Below are 24,638 nucleotides of genomic sequence, written 5' to 3' on the forward strand. Positions count from 1 at the left end.
AAGGATGAGCTATGAAATACTGGATCAGCCATTGGGCAGCAATAAGACAGTTGGAACTAATCCGCTTTCCCGAGGATTTTATCGTACATTCTGACTTTCTTAAGTCAATGGAGAAAAAAGAGTTACAGGCAGCTTTTCGGGAGATATGGAACATGTTCAGTAGTATTTATGAGGATATTAAAAATTACCCTGAGGACTACAGCCTTCCATTATATGAGATAGAGAAGTATCGCTTTTATGACAGCCATGAAAGAAGAGCCAGGGAAGAAGTCTATATCCCCTTACAATTTCTCTGCCATCTTTTATCAGCCGGCAGACTGAGCAAAAACACACTGGAAGTACAAATGCAGGATTTACCTGCACTTAGTACAGGGAAAAGATATAAAGTAATTATTGAGAAGTTAAAAGACTTTGGTTTTGTAATGGATAGTAAATCCAACCTAACAGACCAACAGATGACGATAGCTTACCCGGATAATGTAAATTGCCTATTTTTACTTAAAATGATGGCAGATAAGGTTGTATCAGCAGATAAGGTTGCATCAGCAGATCAAACTGTAAAGGCAGATGAAAAACGAAGAATGCCATATAGCAAGGATTTTTATCAATGCCATTACAGACTTTTGGAAGAAGCGGAGGATACTATTTGCTTTGGCAGAGGAATTGAAGCGGTAGCCGATACTTTTCATTCGGAAACAGAAAGGCAGTTTGCTGTGGAATTTCATAAAGCATTAAAGCAATCCGGGTATGAAGAAAAACTATGCGGAGGCTGGGAAGGACCTGCCATGGATTATGGGAAGAAGAAAGGCAACAGCCTCTTTCGTATTTCTTCCCATGAAACCAGGCTGATCTTATATCTTCGTATACGAAATGCAAAATCCTGTATTACTTACCTGGAACATTGTACGGAAAAAGTGAGGGATATCTTCAGGTATAGTGATAAAGGCTGTTCGAATCGGACGAATGGAACTTGTAACAAAGCAGTTGTGTATGAATTCGAGGGAGAGAATTGTTGGCGTTGTGGTTGCTGTAATCCGGCATTTTATTTTGAAAAACCGGAGGTCAGGGATATTCCTCATTATTTGAAACTGGTGGAGCTTGGGGAATCCAAAATCTAAAAACAGCTTATAAAGGCAGCTATACTTTTTTCATTCGGTAAGACGGCTGTTAGGAGCCTTTCAGTGAATAAACGATTACTATCTTATGCAGAATTATACACAATCTGTACAGCAGAAAATATCCATTATTCTATAATATAATCAGGAGGTGCGAAATGGATTGGCAGAAAGGTATGAGTCAGGCGATTGATTATATTGAAAGAAATATAATGGAGGAGGTGGATTATAAAGAGGCGGCCAGATATACCGGATGTTCCGTTTGGGAATTTCAACGTATATTTTCCTTCCTCACACATCTATCACTGGGGGAATATATTCGGGGCAGGAGGTTATCATTAGCTGCAGCAGAACTTCAGACAGAGGAAACAAAGATTATCGACATTGCCTTGAAATATGGTTATGAATCCCATGCGGCTTTTTCCAGAGCATTTGCAAGATTTTATGGGATTACCCCTTCAGAAGCCAGAAATACAGACGTTATACTGAAAGCTTATCCTCAGCTTAACTTCCAAATAATTATGAATGAGAGGATTGAAGAGATGAAGAAGTATAGCAGCCGAGGTTATGTGGTAAGAGAAAATGGTCCCGTATATTTTACGGAAGATATGGACAAAACCATTAAATGGTTTGAGGAAGTTTTGGGATGGTACGGAGATGTTGCAGCAAGGAACAGTGAGGGAGCCGGCGAATACGGTTGCGTATTCGATTATCCAGGTGAAGTAGCCGTAACGCATATTGTTCCTTTTAGAGGCTTTCATCTTTTTAAGGGAGAGGCGATAAAAGGAGTAGCAGGTTTCCTAATGGTAGAAGGCTTGAATTCTTTGCATGCTCTCGTTAAGAAAAACGGCTGGGAGCAGATTTCTGATATTTCAGAACAGCCCTGGGGGAGCAAAGAATGCAGTATAACTACAATAGACGGAAGTGTCTTGCGTTTTTTTGAGACTTATAAGTAATAATGTAAGGTAAATTAAGTTTATTTAATTGGACATTACCTCCTGTTTATACTACAATAACTCACATATCGCAGGCTGCCCTGTGATATTGTTCTTATAAGAAGAGAAATTTTTTTATTCCAGCCTGCTAAAATAGGGATGAAAATATAATTCTATAAGGATGATCAAAAAGCGATGTTTTATAAAAGCAATGTTTCATAAAAACAGTGCAGTAAATAAGCAAGTATAGTAAAGACAGCATAGTTAAAAGCAGCGTAGTAAAAAAACAGTGTAGTAAAAAACCAGCATAAACATTATAACAGGGTAGTAAAAACAGGGCAGAAAAACAGGAGGAAAAATTATATGGACAAGGCAGTATTATTAGTAGTGGACATTCAAACAGTTATTATGGAGGAACATCCATATAATGAAGTGCATTTTCTTGAAGGTGTAAAGAAAATGATTTCTTATGCCAGAGCGAAAGAGATGGAAGTGATCTATGTCAGACACAACGACGGACCCGGAAGCAGCATGGAGTATGGCAGCAGAGGGTGGCAGATATATAGCGAGATTGCACCCTTAGAAACAGACAGAATCTTTGAGAAAAGGTATAACAGTGCTTTCCGGCAAACCGGCTTGAAGGAATATCTTGACAGTAAAGGTATTAAAAAGATCTACCTTGTGGGCCTTCAAACCGAGTATTGTATTGATGCAACCTGTAAATCTGCCTTTGAACAGGAATATGAAGTAATTATACCGGAGGGTACGAATTCAACCGTTGATAATCAGTTTATGACCGGAAAGCAAGTGTATGAATATATTAATTTTGCCTTATGGAATAACAGATTTGCTAAAGTAATACCTCTTGAGGAAGTATTAAACCAGTAAGAATCAGGCACCGACAATATCCAATAACTCATATAAATTTTTTATGCTATAGGTACTTATGATATCTGCTGAAGGTGCGGCAGAGTTTCTGTTGAGCCAGCAGGTATCTATACCGGCAAGATTGCCTCCTTTTATATCGCTGCTTAAGGAATCGCCAATTATTAAAGTACTTTCAGCATCAAAGTCTTTTACATGAGATTTTACATAATCAAAGAATTCTGCAGCCGGTTTCTGGTATCCTATGGCCTGAGAAGTAAATATATCCTCAAAATAAGAGTATAAACCGGATTGTTTTAAGCGCTTTATCTGAGTTTCTGTTACTCCGTTTGTCACGATAAACATACGGAAGGAACCTGATAAGCGCTTTATTAACTCTGCCGCTCCTTCCAACATTTCATGACCGTTTCCTAACCGTTCCCGGTAGTTTTGCTCCCAGAGCCTTCCATCAGCCTCTTTGCCAAGTGAGAGTAAGGCCTTTGAAAATCTGGTATTTAATACTTCCTCTAACGGAATCTCACCCTTTTCATAAGCAGCCCAAAGGTCTTTATTAACTCTTGAATAGGTATCAAAGACTTCCTTTGTAAAGGTGATACCGCTTTCTTCAAAGAGATGCTTTAAGGCATATTGTTCATTGGCAGCGAAGTCCAATAGAGTATCATCCAGATCAAAGAGTAAAATCTTATAGTTCATAGTAAGCTCCTTATACTATCAGTTGATTTAAAACACATATAACTATAATATCAATTAAAGTATTTGTCAACGAAAGGGGAATAAAGGCATGAGATTCGCATCCTGCCATGCTGAAGTCTAAAGTAATGGGAAGAGTGTAAAGTTAAAAGAGTGGAAGTGAGAGAACTGATAACAGAATAGGGAAAATAAGAGTGTGCATAAAAGATGCAATATTGGAACTCTGATGATGCAAAATTAAGAGTGATTGACAAATGTTCTCACATTCAATACAATGAAAGTGAGAACATTTTCTATTTTAATTAATTTAGGATAGGAATCTATCTTTAACGATATCTTTCTAATGATGTGGCTGGAAAAACGGTCTTTCGAAACCATGAAAGGACTAATAGAACGGAGAATACAATATGACAGTGAGATTTGGTATTATTGGGCTTGGCGGTATTGCAAGCAGATTTGCAGGTGTTTTAAAAAATGCAGAGGGTACAAGCCTTGCAGCAGTTGCTTCAAGAGATATGGAAAGGTCTGAAGCATTTGCGAAGGAATATAATGCTGGAAGAGCATATGATAATTATGATGCATTATTACAGGATGATGAAGTCGATATCGTTTATGTGGCATTAACCCATAACTTTCATTATGATATTATAAAAAAATGCATACTTCAGGGAAAGGCTGTGCTTTGTGAAAAACCTTTTGTTACCACTCAAAGGGATGCAGATGAATTGATTGAGCTGGCAAAAGAGAAAAATGTTCTTTTAATGGAAGCTATGTGGAGCAGATGTATCCCTGCTTTTAGAAAAGCAAGGGAATGGGTTGCAGGGGGGCTTATCGGTAAACCACAGCTTGTACAGGCAGCTTTCTGTTTTCATATTCCTTTTGATGCAGAACACAGGCTATTTAACCCCGAGCTAGCAGGTGGAAGTCTCTATGATGCTGGTGTATACCCCATTGAGTTTGCTACGGGTATCTTAGGAGAGAATCCGGTAGAAGTAAGTGGAATTGCTCATAAATGCACAACCGGAGTTGATGATTTTACAGTCATAAATCTTGGCTTTGCAAGCGGTGCATTAGCATCTTTGGCCTGCGGTCTGAATGCCAGGGTATCTCAGGATGCAATCGTCTATGGAACAGATGGAAAAGTGGTGGTATACAACTTCCTTGGGGCTCATAAAACAGAGAGATATAATGAAAATGGCGAATTGCTGGAGACCTTCGAAGAAGAATTTGAAGATGGTTTTATTTATGAAATCCAACATATCAGCGAACTGTACCGCAATAAGAAAATAGAGAGTGAATACATTCCTTTAAAAGATACCAGTGCATGTGCAGGTATATTTGACAAACTTATCGAGAAATGGCAATAGAGTGAGGTAGTAATGGGAAAGGAATCGACACTTATTGGAAAAGGAAATACGGCGGAGATATATCAGTGGGAGGAGGATAAAATTCTAAAACTCTACTACGATTATATGCCAAAAGAAGCCGCCGAATGGGAATATAATATAACGAAGCAATTATCAGACAGGTATACCTTCCTTCCAAAGGCCTATGAAAAAGTCCAGAGAGAAGACAGATTTGGTGCAGTCTATGAAAAGATATCGGGCAAAGCCATGCTGGGAGAGATGTTTGCTAACCTGAAGGAATACAAATATTATTGCAGAACACTGGCAGGAATCCATAAAGACATACAAAAAAATATTGATTTTGAGTTTATTTCTGTGAAGGATAAGCTGCGAGGTGATATTGCCAGAGCAGAATACCTGACGGAGGGAGAGAAGACCAGAATTAATAATTATATGAATGGACTGCCGGAAGGAAGCGCATTGTGTCATTTTGATTTTCATCCGGATAATGTAATCCTTACTGACAAAGGTCCAATAACCATTGACTGGATGACTGCCTGTAAAGGTGAGCCTGTTGCAGATGCTGCTAGAACTTATATAATGCTAAAATACAGTGATATTCCTGCACCTAATGCTTTTAAGAAGAAACTGGTCCGTTTCTTTCAGGGAAGAATGGCGTCCGCTTATATAAAAGAATATCTAAAGATAACCGGGCTTTGTATGGAGGATATAAAGAAATGGGAACTTCCTGTAGTAGCAGCCAGATTATCGGAAAGAAGACCAGAAAGTGAAGCAAAAATACTGGTCAGACTTATTCGCAGAAGGTTAAGCACCTGTACTTAAGAGGCTTATACAGAAAGAGTGAAAGAACATTATTTGCAGATGAAATAGTGAATCTTTCACTCTTTATTATTACTTTTATGACGTTTATCTTAATTCTTCTTAGCTATTATTACAGGTTCGTTATAAGGTATAATTCTAGTTTTTCATAAATGAAGGAACTATCTATAAGGTATAATTCTAGTTTTTCATAAATGAAGGAACTATCTATAAGGTATCCAGATAATATCTGGTCTTACCCTGGGTCTTATTTTTATATTCAATGGCAGCGACAGGACAGCCGCAGATACATGCCATACAATGGGTACAATGATTATTCCAGGCAGGTTTATTGCCCGACATTTCAATATTGTTTAAGGGACATAGCTTTACACATTTACGGCAGCTTATACATTGATCCGTTGCATGAAATCCTTTTGCTTTAACCACAAGCCCATAAAAGGCAGTATTTATAAAACCACTCTTTGCTTTAGCTTTTGCAGTAAAAGTGTCAAAGGCACTGCCCTCTTGAATGTTTTCTGCAAGTTTCAGGATGAAAGGAGTACTTTTTTCTATGATCTCCTTCGCAACGGCTTTCTCAGGAGCGGAATACATGGTGATGTAGTTCTCTGGCATAATAATCTCTGCAAACCCTTGTAATTCAAAGTGTTTAAACTTACATAATTCTTTGATATAACCTATGGCATTGGCTGTGTCATCACCGCAGGTCATAAGAAAATATACTTTTTGATTACCAGTAAATGTGGCAGTACGGATGAACTCTTCAACAACCCGGGGGATTCTCCAGGCATAAGTGGGACAAACAAAAACAAAAGGTCTGTCAGGAGAAATCAGTTCTTCTCTACTTCCAGTTTTTATCAGTTCATTCATAGAAATCAGTGCATCTTTTGTTTTCTCTGCAATAATCTTAGCCACATAACGGCTGTTCCCGGTACCGCTAAAATATAAAACCATATTTTCACCTCTTGATCTTAGACTTAATAAAGAGATTCGTAAATTTTATCTTTTCCTGGTATTCTGAATATTACTTTTATATTTGGAAGCGATAAAAGAATAAAAATCAATTTATATATATACTTTATTTCAGCTTATCTATTTTCATTCGATAACTCCAGTTACCGATCTTTTGACCATTTCGTTCCAGTGTCATCTCATGAAATTCATCAAAGCCATTTTTCTTATAGAAAAGCCGATTCTGTTCCGTATTGGTGATGAGCGTGAGTAAACCACCACCTCTTTTTTCAATATAAGGTTTAATCCCTTCCCCGAGAATCTTACTTCCTAATCCTTGCCCTTGACAAGAAGCTGATACTGCGAGGGTTTCAAGATACCATACTCGACCTGGCAGACTGTGGCATGCAGAACCAGCTTCCTGAGCCAGCTTAAGAAACCCAAAAGTATTAAAAATTCCACCAGTAAGTAATGCCTTGATTCCACCCGCGGTCACATAATCCATTAATCCAAGTTCCTGCTTATCAGGAGTCTTTAATAAGGCGGCAGCCAAAATTTTATTCTTATCAACTCCAACTAAAATGACATGCTTCTTATAATAAGCTTTGACAGCAGTGCTTAATATGCGGTGCAGGAAGTTGAATTGTCTCTCTCTGTTTTTAATATACATCTTGAAGAAACCATAATCTTGAAAAGATACCGTTAATAGAACTGCAATTTCTCCAAGTTCACTTTTTCTTGCTTTTCTGTATTCCATCATACCATGTCCTCCATATACAGCTATTGATAAATGTACATGTGTATATTATACTTATATCGAACAACAGTCACAATGTGCAATGTTAATTAAATTGTTCAAAGATAAACACTTCGTGAAAAACTGTACAGGAAAGGGAAGGTTATGGAAGACAGAAGAGCTGTGAAAACAAAACGTGCAATTCGAAATGCATTTTTGGAATTATTAAAGCATAAGAGCATCAATAGGATCAGCGTAGTGGAGATATCAAAGCTTGCTGATTTGGGACGCGGGACATTTTATCTGCATTATAAGGATGTTTACGACCTGATGGAGCAACTTGAAAATGAATTGATCTATCATATTGAACTCTTCTATGATCAATCCTATCCCTGTGATAACTCTATGAAAATACTTAATTTTACGGATAAGCTAACCGAATACATGGAAACAAACCGCGAAGTATTTCTGGTGCTCGCCCGAACTGAAAATGGAGGCAGAACCTTGGAAAAGATAAAGAATTTTTTCAACCATAAGTTACAGTCGGATAGCTCCTGTTCTGTCACAGAAGCTGATAAGGTAGAGGTGATTTTTATTATCGCAGGAGTATTCGGCGTACTGGAAACCTGGTTATGCGAGGAGATGAAAATGCCTGGAAAAGCAGTCTCTGAACTGCTTCATAAACTGCTGTTAAAATTCGAATCGTGATTTGTGGTAAGCTCTTGCTCTTCTTTATTAAAACCTGTAATCAAAGTCAGGCCGAATATAAACTGAAATAAGTAAACATAACCTCCGCCACTGCTTTGATACAGATAAACGAATGGAGCACCAATTGTACTATTAAGAAAATCTTTATAACTGAAGACAATCAGATTTGTAAACGAAATATAAAAAGCCGGTAACCCAATTAATAGAAGTTTTGGCATATTACAATGCCATTTACCGTGTTTTTTTATTTGCTTATAGAAGTGCTCCAGGCCCCTCCCCCCTCCACTCCAAGATATCACCTGGTTGGCAATCCAGGGCTTTACAGATTTTATCCAGAGTATCAATTTTAATGGCTTTTGCTTTTCCGTTCTTTAATATAGATATATTGGCCATAGTGATACCGACTCTTTCGGAGAGTTCTGTAACACTCATTTTTCTCTTGGCCAGCATAACGTCAATGTTTATTATAATCATAGAAACAACCATGCCTTTCTCACAGACTTAAAACTTTTGGGCTGCTGGCTCCTTTAGATGGTATACTCGTTTTCTTCCTGCAGTTTTGCTGCTTTGTAAACCAGATGGGAAAGAGCAGCGGAAGCCACAGTAATGGCGATACCTATAAAGACAACAATTAAGGCTAAAAAGATAATACCCGGATGACTCATATTCAGGAAAAAGAAAACCAGATTTCCCATAAAGAAATAAACGGTATCCGCAGCAGCAAGGAGAGATATAAATCGTAACTGCTCGGCATTTTTATTGCAGAAAGAGTTCTCGCTGCCAATTTCAGAGGCTATGTGATAACAGCAGATTAAAGTTAAATAACAGGGAACAGCAGATATCCATAAAAATATCATCCAGGGCCAATAAGCAAAAGAGTACGCAGGGTTACTCACAGAGATACTTCGTCCCCATTCCGGAAATAAGACCAGATATAAAAAGATACCGCAGATACCTGTACCGAAAACGATAATCTTTAACCATTTTGCAAATTTTTGACTATTCATTAAACGACCAACCCTTTCTTTTTGCCCGCAGACTTTACTCCACAGGCACAATTTTAAACGCGAATTGTAAACCTTCACACTATAAGCTATAAAACGAAGTTTTTTTATGGCCTTATAGTTCACTTTGAAGTACTTGTTATATAGAGGAAGATATTCTGTTATGTATAAAGCTGCTGATTATAAAAGCTAAAAAAGCTGCAAATACTGAATCTTATTAACAATACCCAATCATTTTAGAAACTTTGTTTTTAGATATAAAAGAAAACTCGTTTTATTGTTTAGTATAACAACGCATTGTAGCTATTATAAAACGCATCAATAAATAAGTCAATAATCCATCAATAAATATTTATTGTAATACGATAAGAATGTCTACGGAAAATTGTATGCTTGACATACAATTAAATTATTTGTATACTAGACATACAAACAAATGAACAGGAGGTGATTCAAATGTATAAGCCCAAAGAAAATCCCAGTCTGTATTTCAATATACTGCATCAGAAGAGAGTAGCAGAATTGCTGCTGGCAGCAATTCGTTCTGATTTGTTTTCGTATCTTGAAACTTATTCTGCTCCAAAGGAGGTTTCCCGGCATACCGGCCTTAACGAGCGCAATTTGAAGTTGGTACTCAATGCACTGTCAGCTGCAGGTTTCCTTGAAAAGTCTGGAGAGCAATACCGAAATACATCTCAGAGCAATGAATTTTTGAACAAATGCAGTGAGGTTTATATAGGTGAAACAATTCTTTACAGAGAGAATATGATGTCGCTATCAAATTTGGAGGAACGCTTAAGGAACGGTCCCGATCCGGTGGTTCAGTCAAATAATAAAGGAGTTGAAGTTTATGACTTTTATGAAGCGGCACGGGTTGGAATTCCGGAAATGTATACAGGACGGGTTCAGTCTTTTATTAGAAATGTTAAAGAAGTCTTCGGTCAATCCTCCCCGCAAAAAGTTCTTGATCTTGGAGGCGGTAATGGCGTTATGACCATGGAACTCTTAGCGGAGTATCCTGCTTGCAGAGGTGTAATATTTGAACATCCAAGTGTCGCAAAGCTTCCAGGACAGCTGGCAGCTGAGAGAAAACTGACAAATCGCATTGAAGTCAGAGAGGGAGATTTTAACCTGGACCATATAGGAAGCGGATATGATTTGCTTCTGGCTTCCGGAATACTGGATTTTGCAAAAGATCATCTGGAGGAGCTTATGGGAAAATTAACGAAAGCTCTCACCCCGGATGGTATCTTATATTTGGTGACCAATGAAATATCAGAGGATTTTCAGACACCTCCCCAAAGCATACTGGGATGGCTGTCAAGCCATCTGGATGGTCTGGATCTGCTGCTTAGTGCAAATACCATAAGAGCTCAGCTTATGAAGCATAATTTTGTTAAGATAAATGTAATTGGGATTGACGGTGCCTATAGCAGTCTGCAAGGCGAATTTTACAGAAAAGGAGATAAGTTATAAATGGAAATGCTGCAAACGGATATCATTAACGATTTTATTAAGATGACAGAACGTATTGCCAATGGCAAAATAAACACCTTGGAGCTTGGGCCGGAGGACATGACCTTCTACCGTGGTGAAATTCATATGATTAAGATGGTTGGAGATCAACCGGGAATCTTTATTTCAGAAATGGCACGTAATTTTAACATTACCCGAGCAGTGGTCGCAAAAACGGTACGTAAGTTAGAGGAGCGAGGATTCCTGAACAAGATAGAGGATGCAGAAGATAAAAAGAGAATATGCTTATTCTTAACAGAGAAAGGCGAGAGAGCTTACTTGCTGCATAAAGCTTATCATGAAAAATATGACAGCCCATTATTTAATTATCTGGGAGAGTTGAAGGAACATGACCTTAAAGTGATACAGGAATTTCTAAAACATGCGAACAGCCTGGTAGAAAATCATTTTTAAAGTTTTTTTCATATTAAAAGCAAGTTTATGAACGAGATTTTAAGGGAATTGATATTGCGTTCCTGCTATGCAATTGCAGATTTCTTAAAGTTTGGAGATTGAACTTAACAAAGCTTTCTGTAAGCACTAAGAGGTTATGAACGAGAGGAGGTAACTATTGAAGGAAGACATTTTAAAGGATAAAATCATTGTAGTTGGCGGATATGGACATGTGGGTCAGATACTAAGCAAAGAGTTGGGAGAACGGTATCCCGGGAAAGTATATGCAGCAGGTAGAAGTTATGAAAAAGCAGAGAAATTTGCAGAAAGCACAAACAATAAAGTGATTCCGATGCAGCTTGATACAGAGTCAGCAGCCGATGCCAGCCAGCTGAAAGAGGCAAAGGTAATCGTAATGTGTTTGGACCAAAAGAACACGGATTTCGTACGGCTGTGTCTTACTAGGGGAATTCATTATGTGGATATTACTGCGAATATGGACTTTCATAAAAAGATAGAGGAACTAAAAGATGCAGTCGTTATAAATAAAGCAACTGCCGTACTTAGTGTAGGACTGATCCCTGGAATCAGTAATCTCTTAGCAGCAAGAGCCTGCGAGGAAATGGAGGAAACGGATTCGGTGGATATTGCGGTAATGCTGGGTTTGGGAGACAAACATGGAAGGGCTGCCATTGAGTGGACAATAAATAATATGTATAATAACTTCTCAGTCATAGAAAATGGAAAACAAACGGAAGTTATAAGCTTTACGGAAGGTAAAGATTTTGATTTTGGCGAAGAACTTGGAAGAAAGAAAGCTTATCGATTTAATTTCTCCGATCAGCACAGTCTTATCAATACCTTGAAAGTTCCTTTTATTAAGACCAGATTATGTTTTGATTCTGCCTTGAGTACAAAGTTATTTTTTATCATCAAAAAAGCAGGTATATTCAAGTTCCTAAAATATAAAAAAATATATAAGGGCACAGCTGATCTTATATCGGGCTTTAAAATGGGCAGCGATAAATTTGCACTGAAAATTGAAGCAATTGGTAGAAAAGCAGGCGTTAAAGTAAAAACAGAAGTGTTTTTCAGTGGAAGGGTCGAAGCAGATATGACCGCAAAAGCCGCGGCAGCCGTGACAAAAGAATTGTATAATACGAATCGACCACATGGGGTATTTCATATTAATGAGCTTTTTACTATTGATATCTTACCAAAGCAGGTTAAGGAGAAAATAATACTTAAGTCCTGAGCCTGTTTAGGATAGAAGAAAATTTGCTACTGTACTCGTAAAGAGCGGATATAGTGAATAATGACCATAGGATTCCATCCTCTTATTAATTATACTATTTTTATTCGCTGCACCACTTCCTATTCCTTTATCTGCTGCAGCGCACAAATCAGTAACTGTAACGAAATATAGTATACTGAAACAGTACTTGTTAACAGAGTTTCTTTGACTAAATCTGGAAAATGCTTTATAATAAGTGGGACAGGTTAGTCGTTTGCACAGGAAAGAGAATATGAGAAGGAGCGTTTAATGGAAGCTGATAAGATGGAGTTTAATGAAATACTTAGGAAATTTGCAGAATCAGGTTGGGATGTCATTGATGAACCCTCCAGAGCATGGCTTGAAGGCAAAGGTGACAAAGAAGAACTAGTTGCTGCCATAATGCAGGCTGACAGTGAATGCGGCAGCTGTGGCTGTGAGTTCGACCCTCTATACAAGAGAGCTTTGGTACTGGCACAGGAAATCGACTGATATAATGGAGTTAAACAAATGAGAAAGAAGAAAATAGGAATCTTTATGTTATCAGCAATACTATTAGGTGTATTCCTGATAATAGGATGTGCTCGTAAAAATATAATCGTCTCTGCAGCGGAGACAGAAAAGACGTATACTGTCTCTTTAGATCCCCAGGGGGGGACTGTAAATGGGGAATCCCTGCCGGTAACCATTGGTAGTACCTATGGTACCTTACCTGTTCCGACAAAAACGAATTATGTATTTAAAGGCTGGTATACGTTCCCCTCTGCGGGTACCCTGATCTATGCTGATAAAAAGGTCACAATTGCAAAAGATCATACACTTTATGCCCATTGGAGCGGCAAGGAATTTGAAATCACACTGGACTTAAATGGTGGCGGTGACAGTAAAAAAGCGACAGTTCGGTACGGCTCCAAGTTCTTAAACCAGTTACCTGTACCCGTTAGAAAAGAATATGAATTCACCGGCTGGTATACCGATAAAAGCGGCGGGGATAAAATCACAGCCGGCACCGTATATCAGGACAATAAACTTAAGAAACTTTATGCTCAATGGAAATTAAAAGTTCTAAAGGTTACTTTTATAGGCTTTAATGGAGAGTCCTATGAGCTGGATGTTACCTGTACGAAAACCTTTGGAACCTTACCGGTACCAAAAAGAGAAGGCTATACCTTCAAAGGATGGTTTACCTGGGCTGATTATACTGATTCTACTGCAACTCCCATAAAGAGTACTACAATGGTCTCAGAAAAGACTCCGCAGAAGCTTTTTGCAAGGTGGTATTAAAACCTACCCAGGTATTACGGACTGAATAGATAAGAATAATTAATATGACATACAGATGTCAGGTATAATGTGTTAACCTGGTAGAAAAAGGAGAGTAGCACATGAACCTGCAACATATTGTAAAAGAAGCTTTTGAAGTAATTGGAATAGAAGGAACCGGAGATTCCTCAGAAGGATATCTCTGGGTACCACCTTTGTGGAAAGAAGCGAATGATAAGTTTAATGAAATCTCAGATGTGGTAAAATTAGAAGCAGACGGACGTTTAGCCGGTGTTTGGGGTGCTATGAGTGATATTGATTATAATTTTAAGCCCTGGGATATTAGAGGAAAGTATCTCGCAGGCTGTGAAGTCACAGAAGGAGCGGCAGTACCGGAAGGCTGGGTCAAATGGAAAGTACCTTCTTTTCGATATGTCACAGCAGAATGTAATAGTTTGGAGTATGGAAAAGTTTTTCAATATATACTCAAGGAGTATTTTATGGAAAAAGGATTGACTCTGGCAGGAGCAGTTCATGAATACTATCCGGAACCAGGAAACACTGAGAAATTATGTCTATATTTCCCTATAGAAAAACTTTAAGGATAACAGATGCAGATCAGCAGATTATTTGAAATTGTATATATACTTCTTGATAAAAAGTCCATAACAGCAGGTGAATTGGCAGAACGGTTTGAAGTATCGGTTCGTACGATATATCGTGATATTGAGAGCTTATCCGTTGCAGGTATACCAATCTACGCAGAACGGGGGAAAAACGGCGGAATCAGGCTGATGGATAATTATATCCTGAATAAATCCGTACTTTCAGAACAGGAGAAGAAAGAAATACTGGCAGCACTAAATGGACTGGTACAGACAAGGGTAGCAGACTATTCGGCATTAAATAAACTGACTTCCTTCTTTGGCACACAAAGTGCTGATGAAAGTAACTGGGTTTCCATTGATTTCTCTGATTGGAGTGGAAAGAAACAGGCATTTCTGGAACTTTTAAAGACAAGCATCCTTAATTGTCAGGTACTTACGTTTTCCTACTATAACTCTTCGGGAGTTCAGTCAGACCGAACCGTCTATCCGGTCCAGCTTTGGTTTAAGGCCAGAACCTGGTATCTGAAAGCCTTCTGTTTGGATAAAAAGGCTTATCGAACCTTTCGCTTAACACGCATCAGGAATGTTGGGACAACAGGAGAGACCTTCCATAGAGAAGAGCTTTCAATGAAAGCTGATTTAGCAGCTATCCAGGCTGACAAAAAAGAAATAGCTGATACAGGTATAGCCGGTTATTCCGAACAAATACAAGGTGCCTCGGTTGCGTTTGAACTCTGGGTTCAAAGGGAGATGGCTTACAGGGTCTATGATGAATTTGAGGAAGAAGAGATCCGCGAACTTGAGAACGGAGACTTTCTGATTAATGGATATTATCCAATGGACAACTGGGTATATGGTATGATATTGTCCTTTGGTGATAAGGCAAAGGTTATTCGTCCTGATTTTCTCCGGGAAGAGATATCAGCCATCGGAGAAAGAATCAGGGAGCGTAATCTTAAGAGTCATATGGAAGACAAAAGCTAAGAAACCAATGCAGTAATCTTAAGAAAGGTTTAAGGGAAAAGATTTGATTTCCACCTCTTGGAGTGTTACAATTTAGTCTGTATTTCTTGGAATACAGTAAAGATTGACGTATAGAGGATGAACAAATGAAAATCAGGAAAGACTCAAGGATGAGTATTACAGAGGGAGTTATATGGAAGCAGCTGCTGGCGTATTTCTTCCCTCTATTATTTGGAACTTTTTTTCAACAGCTTTATAATACCATTGATGCGGTAGTAGTCGGGCGATATGTTGGAAAAGAAGCTCTCTCTGCCGTCGGCGGAGCTACCGGTGCCTTAATTAATGTACTTATTGGATTTTTTATCGGTATATCCTCAGGGGCAACGGTTATTATATCCCAATATTACGGAGGAAAAAAGAAAGAAGAAGTAAGCAGGTCTGTCCATACAGCCATAGCATTGGCAGTAGTTGGTGGGCTTTTTATTATGGTTATTGGTCTGATCGGTTCTCCTTTGGCACTTAAGCTCATGGGAACACCGCCGGAGGTTTATGACGATGCTTTGATTTTCATCCGTGTTTATTTTCTGGGGACGGTATTTAATGTAGTATATAATATGGCAGCAGGAATTCTAAGAGCGATTGGCGATTCCAAAAGACCTCTGTATTTTCTGATTGCAAGCTGCGGAGTTAATATAATACTTGATTTGGTATTTGTTGTTCTTTTTCACTGGGGAGTTGCAGGAGCAGCAGCAGCCACTGTAGTTGCTCAATTAGTCAGTGCAATACTTGTTTGTAAGGTACTTAGGAAGACAGAGGAGTGCTACAAATTGTATCCTCTTCAAATACGTTTTCACAGAGATATCTTAAAAAGAATCATACATATAGGACTTCCAACGGGAGCACAATCCTTAATGTATACCACCTCCAATCTATTCATACAGTCCAGTATGAATGCATTTGGTCTGAATGTATTGGCAGCCTGGGCCGCGTATGGTAAGGTAGACGGTATATTCTGGATGATTATGAACTCCTTTGGCGTTTCTGTAACTACTTTTGTCGGACAGAATTACGGTGCAGGCAAACAGGCAAGGGTCTCAAAGGGAATCCGTGTATGCCTTAGTTTTGCTATGCTTTCTGCAGTATTCCTAAGTCTGATCTTAAGTATATTTGCAGCAGATATCATTGGGATCTTTAACAATGATGCAGAGGTCATTAAGGAAGGACTTGTGATATTGCATTTCCTGGTGCCAACTTATTGTACCTATGTACTCATAGAGATTTTATCGGGGGCGTTGAGAGGAATGGGTCAATCGGTAATGCCTTTTATACTTACTCTCTTTGGGGTATGTGTATTAAGGGTCGTCTGGCTTCTTACAGCAGCTCCGGCATTTCAGGATGTCAGGGCAGTAATTTTTTGCTATCCTCTGACCTGGTCTTTTACCTCGATTTTATATATTATCTATTTCCTGTACTTTAAGAAAAAATACGGTTTTATCAATAACAACATATAAGCAACTATTAATAGGCAGAAATGTTAACTGCAGGTGGTGGTGCTTAAAAAATTGTTATGATATCCTTTTATCGTAAGAATTAAAAGGATGGGAGAGTCAAAGAAAACAATGAATTTTCAGGAAAAACTTACATTATTAAGAAAGAAATTTAAAATGTCCCAGGAAAACCTGGCTGAAAAGGTGGGACTTTCAAGACAGGCAGTTGCAAAATGGGAAACAGGTAACTCTCTGCCGGATATTAACAACTTAATAGCTTTGAGCAGATTATTCGGTATATCAATAGATAGTATGGTCAAATCCGAAGAAGGTGACTGTGCGATTCTCTTCGGTAAAGAAGATATCCTCGAAAGCGATAAAATGCTTGATTTTCTGTTACGGGCGAAAAAAGCCACCTATGCCGGTTATGGACCCGAAGGTTCTGCTTCAAGGCCATCTTCTCATGATATCGTTTATGAAGAAGGTGAGTATTTTTATTATGATACTTATCTTGGCGGAGAAAAATTCGCAGGTGAAGAAGGAGTCTGGATTAGTCAGAATCCGGTGTGGGCAATGAACTATTCGGGCAGGGTTCTTAGTCAGGAGTTTTCTGGAGATTTTCTTAAGAGGGCTTTATCACATCCTTCAAAAGAGTTGCCTTACAGAGGTCCCCTGCTGTTTACCGAGGAGGAATATACTTATCATTCCACCAGTTTAGGTGATCTAAACTGGTTTCAGGGAGCAGAGGAAATCTTCTATCAGGGAAGCAAGGTGTATGAGTGTGTTTTTCATGGCGGGGCCATACGCTAGATAGTTGGCAGTGGTCTATTACAGCAAATGGAGTGTATGTAAAAAAGGTGGTACTGAAGCTGGAGCATTTGATGAAATCAGGGTCTCCTGGCCAGAATTGAATAGGAGAGTTGTTCTGACCCCAACGGTGAAAATCGGTGGGGTTTTCTTTGGTTTCAGGTTTTATATAAATTATTTTAGAGGAATTCACGGTTTTCTAAACGAATAATTTGGAGTATAATATCCTTCTGAATACCGATTATGAAGGGTGAGAGTGATGAATCAGGAAATAGAAGGTTCACTTAGCATAAAATATCAAATAGAAGATGAAAAAACAGTAATTCTTTCCTGTACTGGAACAGAAAGGTATGTAAGACTTCCAGAGGATATAAATGGTAATCCGGTTGTTAGTATTGCTCCGTACAGTTTTTCTTCACCTGAAGATAATATCAGGAAATTGAAGGACCAAAAAATACATGAGTATGAAATAGAGGGTATTGATACTCCTTTAAGTGTGAAAGACATCATAAAAGGAAAAAAACTTCAAGCAATCTATCTGCCCGGGTGTTTAGCACGGATAGGTGAATATGCTTTCTATAACTGCACAGAACTTGAACATATAAATCTCGGAGAAGGGGTTATTGATTTCGGAAACGGTGCTTTTATGAATTGCGACAGTCTAAAGGAATTGACCTTTCGAACAAAATATGACACCCCTACAGGGCTGGCAGGGTTTTTAAGAGAGCTGCAGAGTGAGCTGATCGTTACTTTTGAGGGAAAAGAGGAGAAAGCAGTATTTATCTTCCCGGAATATTATGAAGAATCTATAGAGAACACACCTGCAAGAGTCTTTCATTATCAGATTCATGGTGCAGGATATCGTTACCGGCAATGTCTGGAGAATGGAATTTTAAACGTATCTCATTATGACATGCTGTTTCAGGCACCGGAAATACGAAATGAAAGCAGAACCGCACTATCTATAGCGCTGTGCCGCTTAAATTATCCGGCAGGTTTGTCAGAACATCATAAACAGCAGTATATCAATTACTTGAGACTACATAAGGAAGATACTATCATCAGGTATTTAGAGGAAAATAATACAAAAGGCCTTTATTCTCTGAAACAGGTAGATATACTTACCGGGGATATGATGGATTTTGCTTTAAAAGCCTCCATCCGTCTGAAGCAGCCGGAATGTACAGCCGTTTTATTGAGTTTAGGGGAAGAAAGCAGAAAACCAGCTGAGGATAAATTTGATTTTTAAAGGAGAAAAAGGCATGGGAATAGAGGAAAAGAAAGAAACATCCGGTGTTCAGATATTATCTTCTGCCAGAACAGAATTAACAGTATATATGAGGTATTTGGATCTTGCCCTTAGTGCTCTTAGGTTTGAGGCAAAAGAGGAGATACGGCTGGTGGGTACGGATGGCATATCCCTGTATTATGAGCCCTCTCTCCTACAGGAGGTATACCAAAGAGGACGGATCTGGGTTAACCGCATTTATCTCCATCAGATCCTGCATTGTATCTACAAACATCCTTTTAGACCCTATGGCAGCAATAGGCGGCTGTGGGACATCAGCTGTGATATAGCGATGGAATATATGATTGACAGTTTTCGATATTACTGTGTAAGAATGGCGGGGAGCAGATATCGCAGACAATTCTATGAGAATTTAAAAGTTAAACTCAAGCTGCCGACAGCTCAGGCAATATATAATCTCCTGGAAAAGACGGAAATGTCAGATAGGGAGTACCAGCAGCTGGAGTATGAATTTCGTATAGACGACCATTCCTTCTGGCAGGAAAAGGAAGAAAACCAGGTAACGTTGCCCGGCTCACCGGAGAAGAAATGGGAAGATATCAAAGAGCAGTTACAAACGAATCTGGAAACGCAGGCTCAGGATATGGCAGAAGAGGTGGAAGGCTTTTTGGAGCAGCTTCAGGTGGAGAATCGTAAGAAATATGATTACAAGGATTTTCTGCGTAAATTTTCCGTCCTGAAAGAAGAATCGGTGATTGACACGGATTCCTTTGATTTAAGCTTTTATACTTATGGATTAAGCTTATATGGTAATCTGCCTTTAATTGAATATCAGGAAACCAGAGAAAGTAAGAAAATTGAAGAATTCGTTATAGCGGTGGATACCTCCATGTCCTGTTCTGGGGAATTGGTGCAGGAGTTCCTGATGCAGACCTATAAGGTGTTAAAGGAGACGGAGAGTTTTTTTCGAAAGACCAATATACATATATTACAATGTGATGAGGCCATACAATCAGATGTGCTAATCAGTAGTCAGGAGCAGTTAATCAGTTATATGGAGCAGCTTGAATTAAAAGGCGGCGGCGGAACGGATTTTAGGCCGGTATTTGCCTATGTGGAAAAACTGATTGCAGAAAAAGCCTTTAAGCGTCTGAAAGGATTGTTGTATTTTACGGATGGTAAAGGCATATATCCCAGAAAAAAGCCACCATATGATACAGCTTTTATATTCTTATCAGAGAACTATGAGGATACAGAAGTACCTGCCTGGGCAATGAAACTGATTTTGGAACCGGAAGACTTAAAAGGGAAGCAGGAAATGTAAGTGTGCCAAAGCACACAGATTGGAGTTATATGAATATCAAACGTGCAAAAGAAGAGATTGTAAATACTGTTAAAGCCTATTTAAGCTGTGATGAAAATGGAAATTATAAAATAGCAGCTATGAGACAACGTCCGCTTTTACTTATGGGACCTCCAGGTATCGGAAAAACACAGATTATGGAACAGGTGGCAAGAGAATGTAATATCGCACTGGTGGCTTATACCATTACCCATCATACCAGACAGAGTGCAGTCGGACTGCCTTTTATAGAAAAGAAGGAGTATGGTGGTAAGAACTATACGGTAACCGATTATTCCATGAGTGAGATCATAGCCTCCGTATATGAAAAACAGGAGAAAACCGGCTTGTCCCAGGGAATATTATTTATTGATGAAATCAATTGTGTTTCAGAAACACTGGCACCAACCATGCTACAATTCCTGCAATACAAAACCTTTGGTAATCAGAAGGTACCAGAGGGCTGGATAATCATAGCAGCAGGTAATCCTCCGGAGTATAACAAATCGGTAAGAGAATTTGACTCCGTAACCTTGGACAGAGTTCGAAAAATTGAGATTGATCCGGATTTCGAGGTGTGGAAAGAATACGCCTATAAACAGGCAATTCATCCTGCCGTCATTCATTATCTGGATATACGCAGAGAGAACTTCTATCGATTTGAGACCACCCCTGATGGTGTATTCTTTTCAACTGCCAGAGGCTGGGAGGATTTATCGGAAATGTTATTGGTGCTTGAAGAGCTTTCAATTCCCGTCGATGCAGAATTTATTTATGAGTATATACAGCACGATAGAATTGCAAAAGATTTCTCCAATTACTATGAACTATACAATAAATACCGTAAGGATTATAAGATTGAAGAGATTCTGCAAGGCAATTATTCCGATAATCTTCTTCATGGTTTGAAAGTTGCACCTTTTGATGAAAGATTGAATATGGTTGGGCTGCTCCTTGGCAGACTTGGGAGATCTTTCTTAGAGGCTGTAAGAACAGAGAGTTATATGGAGACATTATTTGAGTCTTTAAAGGATTATCTGGAGTTATTAGAATCAGAAGGCCAGAATCCTGTATTACAGCTTAAGACACTTATTGAAAGGGAAGAGGAGGACTTACGTCACCGGAAAGAAGAAGGTCTCCTTCATCGAAATGATGAAGTTGTAGCAAGAAAAAAACTTCATAGACTGAAGCAATATCTTGAAAATCTAAGAGACAGGGATGTCGATGTACAAACCGCGAAAGAGATGGTCAAGGAGCTTTTTGCAACAGATAAAGACAACAGAAATTCTGGTATCAGCAAGACCGGCAGTGAGCTTGAAAATACATTTATCTTTCTTGAAATGGTTTTTGGTGAAGGACAGGAGCTGGCTATTTTTGTAACAGAGCTTTCCGTTAATTATTATAGTGCCAGGTTTATAGCGGAACATGGTTCAGATAAATATTACACTTATAATAAAAGTTTATTGTTTGGAGAAAGACAGGAAGAAATTACAAGAAATATGGAAAAATAAGCTATTTTGACATTTCTTCTAGGATATATTTACTAATTTGTCGATGTATGGTATTATGAAAAAAATCAACACCAGATAAATACAGTATTAGAGGTCTGGTATCGGCATTAGGATAATAGGAGGAAAGCCTATGGACATATCAGAGAAATATAACCGAGCAATTATTGAAAATATGATAAGTGGTTATGCGCTTCACAGTATTGTTACCGATGAAGACGGAAATCCGGTTGATTACAAATTCATTGATGTTAACAAAGCCTTTGAGGATTATACGGGTCTTAGCAAAACACAGGTAATTGGACGTACAATTCGGGAAGTGGAACCCAATATAAAAGATGATACAATAAATTGGATCGAGTTTTATGGTAAGGTAGCACTTACAGGCAAGCCAGACAGTGTAGAGGATTATTCAAGGGCTTTTAAACGATGGTACCGAGTAAATGCCTATTGTCCGGAAATTGGTTATTTTGCTGTGATTTTTATAGATATAACGGAACTTAAGCTGCAAGCTGAAGCACTGAAAGAAAAAAATAAAGCCCTGACCCTGCTTGGGTCGGAAATTAAGACAAATGAGCAGCGGCTTAACAAAGCCCAGAAAATTGCCGGAGTCGGCAACTGGGAACTGGAGCTTAAAGATTATACCTTGTGGGCGTCAGAGGAAGCATTCAGTATGTATGGTCTTGATCGGACGACTCCCTATATTCCTTTTCAGGTGGCAAAGAAAATTCCGCTTCCGGAGTATCGGGCAAATCTCGACGATGCATTGCAAAAGCTGCTGGAGGCTGATACCCCCTATGATCTCATCTATGAAATAGAAACAAAAGAGAAGGAGAAGAAGTTCATCCATTCTCTTGCGGAAACAGAAAAAGATTTAGAGGGCAGGCCTACCAAAGTACTCGGAGTGATGGTGGATGTTACAAAGGATATTTTGCGTGAGAAAGAGCTTAACAAGAAAAATGAAGAATTATCTTCGCTTTATGAAGAGATACTGGCTTCCGAGGAGGAATTAAAACAACAAAATGAAGTCCTGTTTCAAAAAAACGAGGAGATTACTGCTCTCTATGAAGAAGTTACAGCTCAGGAAGAGGAATTAAAGCATAATTACAACCAGTTGATCGAGAGTATGGAGAAACTTAAGAAAAGTGAAGCAATCAACAGTCTGGTACTGGAGGCTTCTGCAGAAGGCATATGGCATCTTGATATAGCAAAGGACGAATATATGATATCCCACAGCTTTTTAGGCGTATTAGGATATTCCTCCAAGGAGATTAAGAGTATTACGGACCTTCTGGATTTGATTCATCCAGAAGATAAAGACCGGGTGATTAAATTTATAAATGAACATACCAATGGCTTAGCGGATAAATTTGAGTCAGACTACCGGATCAGATGTAAGGATGGTACTTATAAATGGGTAAAATCAACAGGTAAGATACTTTTTGACTGTAGCGGAGAACCTTATATAATGGCGGGTTCGTTTCAGGATCTGACAAAATTGAAAGAGCAGCAGCTGGAGCTGGAGCATTTAGCCTATCACGATATCTTAACGGATCTTCCCAACAGAAGCCTTTTTTTACAGGAACTTGAAAAAGCACTGGCTGAGGCTGTGAAGAAGGATAAGATGCTTGCCGTAATTTTTATTGACCTGGACAATTTTAAGGATGTAAACGATACCTTCGGGCATAGCACGGGAGACAATCTGCTGCAATCTCTTGCTTATCGATTAAAGGATTATATTAGGAAGCAGGATATGCTAACAAGGCTTGGCGGTGATGAATTTGCTCTGATGATTACCGATATTGAAAGTGAGACGGAGGTTTTTGATTTCTGCCAGGGTATCAAAGAAAAAATACTGGAGCCTTTTTTGTTTAATGGATATCGCTTTAATATCAGTCCCAGTATGGGTATTGCTATGTATCGCGGTAATGAGACCAATGGCGAAGAACTGCTTAAGAATGCGGATACTGCCATGTATCGGTCTAAGAACCTTGGTAAGAACACCATACAGATGTTTCAGGATTATATGAGAACGGACATGCTCCACAGGATAACAGTTGAGAGTCACCTGCGCTCAGCATTAAAAGATAATAAATTCACGCTCCATTATCAGCCCCAGGTGTGTTTGAAGACCGGTCGTATAAGAGCATTTGAAGCCTTGGTACGTTGGACGGATGAAGAGCTTGGAATTATCTCTCCGATGGAATTTATACCGGTTGCTGAAAGTGCAGGACTAATAGTTCCCTTAGGTCAGTGGATTCTGGCAGAAGCATGTAAAGAAGCGCAGAGAATAAACAGCGAGGGTGAAAATATCCTCATTTCCGTTAATATTTCTGCAGTACAATTAAAGCAGCTGGATTTTGTGGAGCTTGTTAAAAGAGTACTGCTTGAAACCGGGTTAAGAGCAGAACTTCTGGAATTGGAGGTTACAGAAACTACCTTAATCAGTTCTTTTGAAACGACTATTGAAATGTTTGAAGAACTTAGAAAAATGGGCGTTAAGATATCACTGGATGATTTCGGTACAGGATACTCCTCCTTAAGCTACCTGAAAAAGCTTCCCATTGATACCCTAAAGATCGACCAGAGCTTTATAAAAGATCTGGACAAGGAATGCATAGAAAAAGAAATAACGGAATCCATTGTATCTTTGGTGCATAAATTAAATATCGAGGTTATTGCAGAAGGCGTGGAAACCGGTAAGCAATTGGCTTATCTGATGCAATGTAAATGTGATAATATACAGGGTTATCTGATAAGTAAACCGGTTCCGGCCCAGCACGCCAAAGATATTGTCAGTAGGAATTATAAAGCATATATGGGAGTTTATGTATAGGGAATGTATAGCAGCAAAAGTAATAAGAATAGGTTTATTGAAACGAAATGTGTACGATAACAAAGGTATACTTTTAATTTAATATTGCTGGGCTGTGTGCCAAACAGATTTCATCAGAGAGGGTGGGCAGGTGTCCAAATCCAGCACATGAGAAAAGAGCCTTTTAATAAAAATCACTGAACTT

At 38.8% G+C, this 24,638-nt stretch carries 24 protein-coding genes; 19 read left to right on the forward strand and 5 right to left on the reverse strand.

Annotation, left to right across the window (positions count from 1 at the left end):
* Positions 1–11 precede the first annotated feature (11 nt).
* The 3 genes from R2R35_RS23790 (at position 12) to R2R35_RS23800 (ending at position 2,938) form a co-directional block, all read left to right on the forward strand.
* Positions 12–1,118: a hypothetical protein gene (locus R2R35_RS23790; RefSeq protein ID WP_317732327.1), complete on the forward strand. Its 1,107-nt coding sequence runs from the start codon at positions 12–14 to the stop codon at positions 1,116–1,118.
* 155 nt (positions 1,119–1,273) lie between these two features.
* On the forward strand, positions 1,274–2,071 hold the full coding sequence (locus tag R2R35_RS23795; protein WP_317732328.1) for a helix-turn-helix domain-containing protein: 798 nt from the start codon (positions 1,274–1,276) through the stop codon (positions 2,069–2,071).
* Between the two features lie 342 nt (positions 2,072–2,413).
* Entirely contained in the window at positions 2,414–2,938 is a 525-nt protein-coding gene (locus R2R35_RS23800; protein ID WP_317732329.1) for a cysteine hydrolase family protein, read from the forward strand.
* Between the two features lie 3 nt (positions 2,939–2,941).
* Here the strand turns inward: R2R35_RS23800 and R2R35_RS23805 are convergent, their stop codons facing one another.
* Positions 2,942–3,628, reverse strand: a complete 687-nt coding sequence (locus R2R35_RS23805; RefSeq protein ID WP_317732330.1) for a YjjG family noncanonical pyrimidine nucleotidase — start codon at positions 3,626–3,628, stop codon at positions 2,942–2,944.
* Positions 3,629–4,032: 404 nt separating this feature from the next.
* On the opposite strand from R2R35_RS23805, the gene R2R35_RS23810 reads away from it, so the two are divergent.
* Positions 4,033–4,992 carry a Gfo/Idh/MocA family protein gene (locus R2R35_RS23810; protein WP_317732331.1) on the forward strand — a complete coding sequence of 320 codons (960 nt, stop codon included), beginning with the start codon at positions 4,033–4,035 and terminating at the stop codon, positions 4,990–4,992.
* Between the two features lie 12 nt (positions 4,993–5,004).
* Entirely contained in the window at positions 5,005–5,814 is an 810-nt protein-coding gene (locus R2R35_RS23815) for an aminoglycoside phosphotransferase family protein (RefSeq protein WP_317732332.1), read from the forward strand.
* A gap of 204 nt (positions 5,815–6,018) precedes the next feature.
* Here R2R35_RS23815 and R2R35_RS23820 read toward each other — a convergent pair whose 3' ends face one another.
* Together R2R35_RS23820 and R2R35_RS23825 are read right to left on the reverse strand one after the other, a co-directional pair.
* On the reverse strand, positions 6,019–6,765 hold the full coding sequence (locus tag R2R35_RS23820) for an EFR1 family ferrodoxin (RefSeq protein ID WP_317732333.1): 747 nt from the start codon (positions 6,763–6,765) through the stop codon (positions 6,019–6,021).
* 124 nt (positions 6,766–6,889) lie between these two features.
* Positions 6,890–7,522, reverse strand: a complete 633-nt coding sequence (locus R2R35_RS23825) for a GNAT family N-acetyltransferase (protein WP_317732334.1) — start codon at positions 7,520–7,522, stop codon at positions 6,890–6,892.
* A 141-nt stretch (positions 7,523–7,663) separates the two neighbouring features.
* Between R2R35_RS23825 and R2R35_RS23830 the strand changes: the two genes are divergently transcribed.
* Complete coding sequence (locus tag R2R35_RS23830) at positions 7,664–8,206, forward strand: TetR/AcrR family transcriptional regulator (RefSeq protein WP_317732335.1); 543 nt, start codon at positions 7,664–7,666, stop codon at positions 8,204–8,206.
* Between the two features lie 252 nt (positions 8,207–8,458).
* Here the strand turns inward: R2R35_RS23830 and R2R35_RS23835 are convergent, their stop codons facing one another.
* On the reverse strand, positions 8,459–8,692 hold the full coding sequence (locus R2R35_RS23835) for a helix-turn-helix domain-containing protein (protein ID WP_317732336.1): 234 nt from the start codon (positions 8,690–8,692) through the stop codon (positions 8,459–8,461).
* A gap of 41 nt (positions 8,693–8,733) precedes the next feature.
* Positions 8,734–9,213 (reverse strand): DUF2975 domain-containing protein, encoded by a 480-nt coding sequence (locus R2R35_RS23840; protein WP_317732337.1) that lies wholly within the window; start codon positions 9,211–9,213, stop codon positions 8,734–8,736.
* A gap of 453 nt (positions 9,214–9,666) precedes the next feature.
* Here R2R35_RS23840 and R2R35_RS23845 point away from each other — a divergent pair, with 453 nt between their 5' ends.
* The 13 genes from R2R35_RS23845 (at position 9,667) to R2R35_RS23905 (ending at position 24,454) form a co-directional block, all read left to right on the forward strand.
* Positions 9,667–10,686, forward strand: a complete 1,020-nt coding sequence (locus R2R35_RS23845; protein ID WP_317732338.1) for a class I SAM-dependent methyltransferase — start codon at positions 9,667–9,669, stop codon at positions 10,684–10,686.
* Positions 10,687–11,139, forward strand: a complete 453-nt coding sequence (locus tag R2R35_RS23850) for a MarR family transcriptional regulator (RefSeq protein WP_317732339.1) — start codon at positions 10,687–10,689, stop codon at positions 11,137–11,139. It begins immediately after the preceding gene.
* Positions 11,140–11,296: 157 nt separating this feature from the next.
* The gene (locus R2R35_RS23855; RefSeq protein WP_317732340.1) at positions 11,297–12,373 is read left to right on the forward strand and encodes a saccharopine dehydrogenase family protein; all 1,077 of its coding nucleotides are present in this window, start codon (positions 11,297–11,299) and stop codon (positions 12,371–12,373) included.
* Positions 12,374–12,661: 288 nt separating this feature from the next.
* Entirely contained in the window at positions 12,662–12,883 is a 222-nt protein-coding gene (locus tag R2R35_RS23860) for a hypothetical protein (protein WP_317732341.1), read from the forward strand.
* An 18-nt stretch (positions 12,884–12,901) separates the two neighbouring features.
* Entirely contained in the window at positions 12,902–13,675 is a 774-nt protein-coding gene (locus R2R35_RS23865) for an InlB B-repeat-containing protein (protein WP_317732342.1), read from the forward strand.
* A 101-nt stretch (positions 13,676–13,776) separates the two neighbouring features.
* Positions 13,777–14,256 (forward strand): GyrI-like domain-containing protein, encoded by a 480-nt coding sequence (locus R2R35_RS23870; protein WP_317732343.1) that lies wholly within the window; start codon positions 13,777–13,779, stop codon positions 14,254–14,256.
* A 9-nt stretch (positions 14,257–14,265) separates the two neighbouring features.
* The gene (locus tag R2R35_RS23875) at positions 14,266–15,246 is read left to right on the forward strand and encodes a helix-turn-helix transcriptional regulator (RefSeq protein ID WP_317732344.1); all 981 of its coding nucleotides are present in this window, start codon (positions 14,266–14,268) and stop codon (positions 15,244–15,246) included.
* Positions 15,247–15,371: 125 nt separating this feature from the next.
* Positions 15,372–16,736 (forward strand): MATE family efflux transporter, encoded by a 1,365-nt coding sequence (locus R2R35_RS23880; protein WP_317732345.1) that lies wholly within the window; start codon positions 15,372–15,374, stop codon positions 16,734–16,736.
* A 108-nt stretch (positions 16,737–16,844) separates the two neighbouring features.
* A complete protein-coding gene (locus tag R2R35_RS23885) occupies positions 16,845–17,522 on the forward strand; it encodes a DUF5680 domain-containing protein (protein ID WP_317732346.1) in 678 nt (225 codons plus the stop codon).
* Positions 17,523–17,778: 256 nt separating this feature from the next.
* The gene (locus R2R35_RS23890) at positions 17,779–18,768 is read left to right on the forward strand and encodes a leucine-rich repeat domain-containing protein (protein ID WP_317732347.1); all 990 of its coding nucleotides are present in this window, start codon (positions 17,779–17,781) and stop codon (positions 18,766–18,768) included.
* 13 nt (positions 18,769–18,781) lie between these two features.
* Positions 18,782–20,092 carry a vWA domain-containing protein gene (locus R2R35_RS23895; protein WP_317732348.1) on the forward strand — a complete coding sequence of 437 codons (1,311 nt, stop codon included), beginning with the start codon at positions 18,782–18,784 and terminating at the stop codon, positions 20,090–20,092.
* A 29-nt stretch (positions 20,093–20,121) separates the two neighbouring features.
* Positions 20,122–21,621, forward strand: a complete 1,500-nt coding sequence (locus R2R35_RS23900) for an ATP-binding protein (RefSeq protein ID WP_317734857.1) — start codon at positions 20,122–20,124, stop codon at positions 21,619–21,621.
* 130 nt (positions 21,622–21,751) lie between these two features.
* Positions 21,752–24,454, forward strand: coding sequence for an EAL domain-containing protein (locus R2R35_RS23905; protein ID WP_317732349.1), 2,703 nt, complete (start codon positions 21,752–21,754; stop codon positions 24,452–24,454).
* The last annotated feature ends 184 nt before the right edge of the window (positions 24,455–24,638 follow it).

It is taken from the genome of Anaerocolumna sp. AGMB13020 (assembly GCF_033100115.1).
In the GTDB taxonomy this organism is placed as follows: domain Bacteria; phylum Bacillota; class Clostridia; order Lachnospirales; family Lachnospiraceae; genus Anaerocolumna.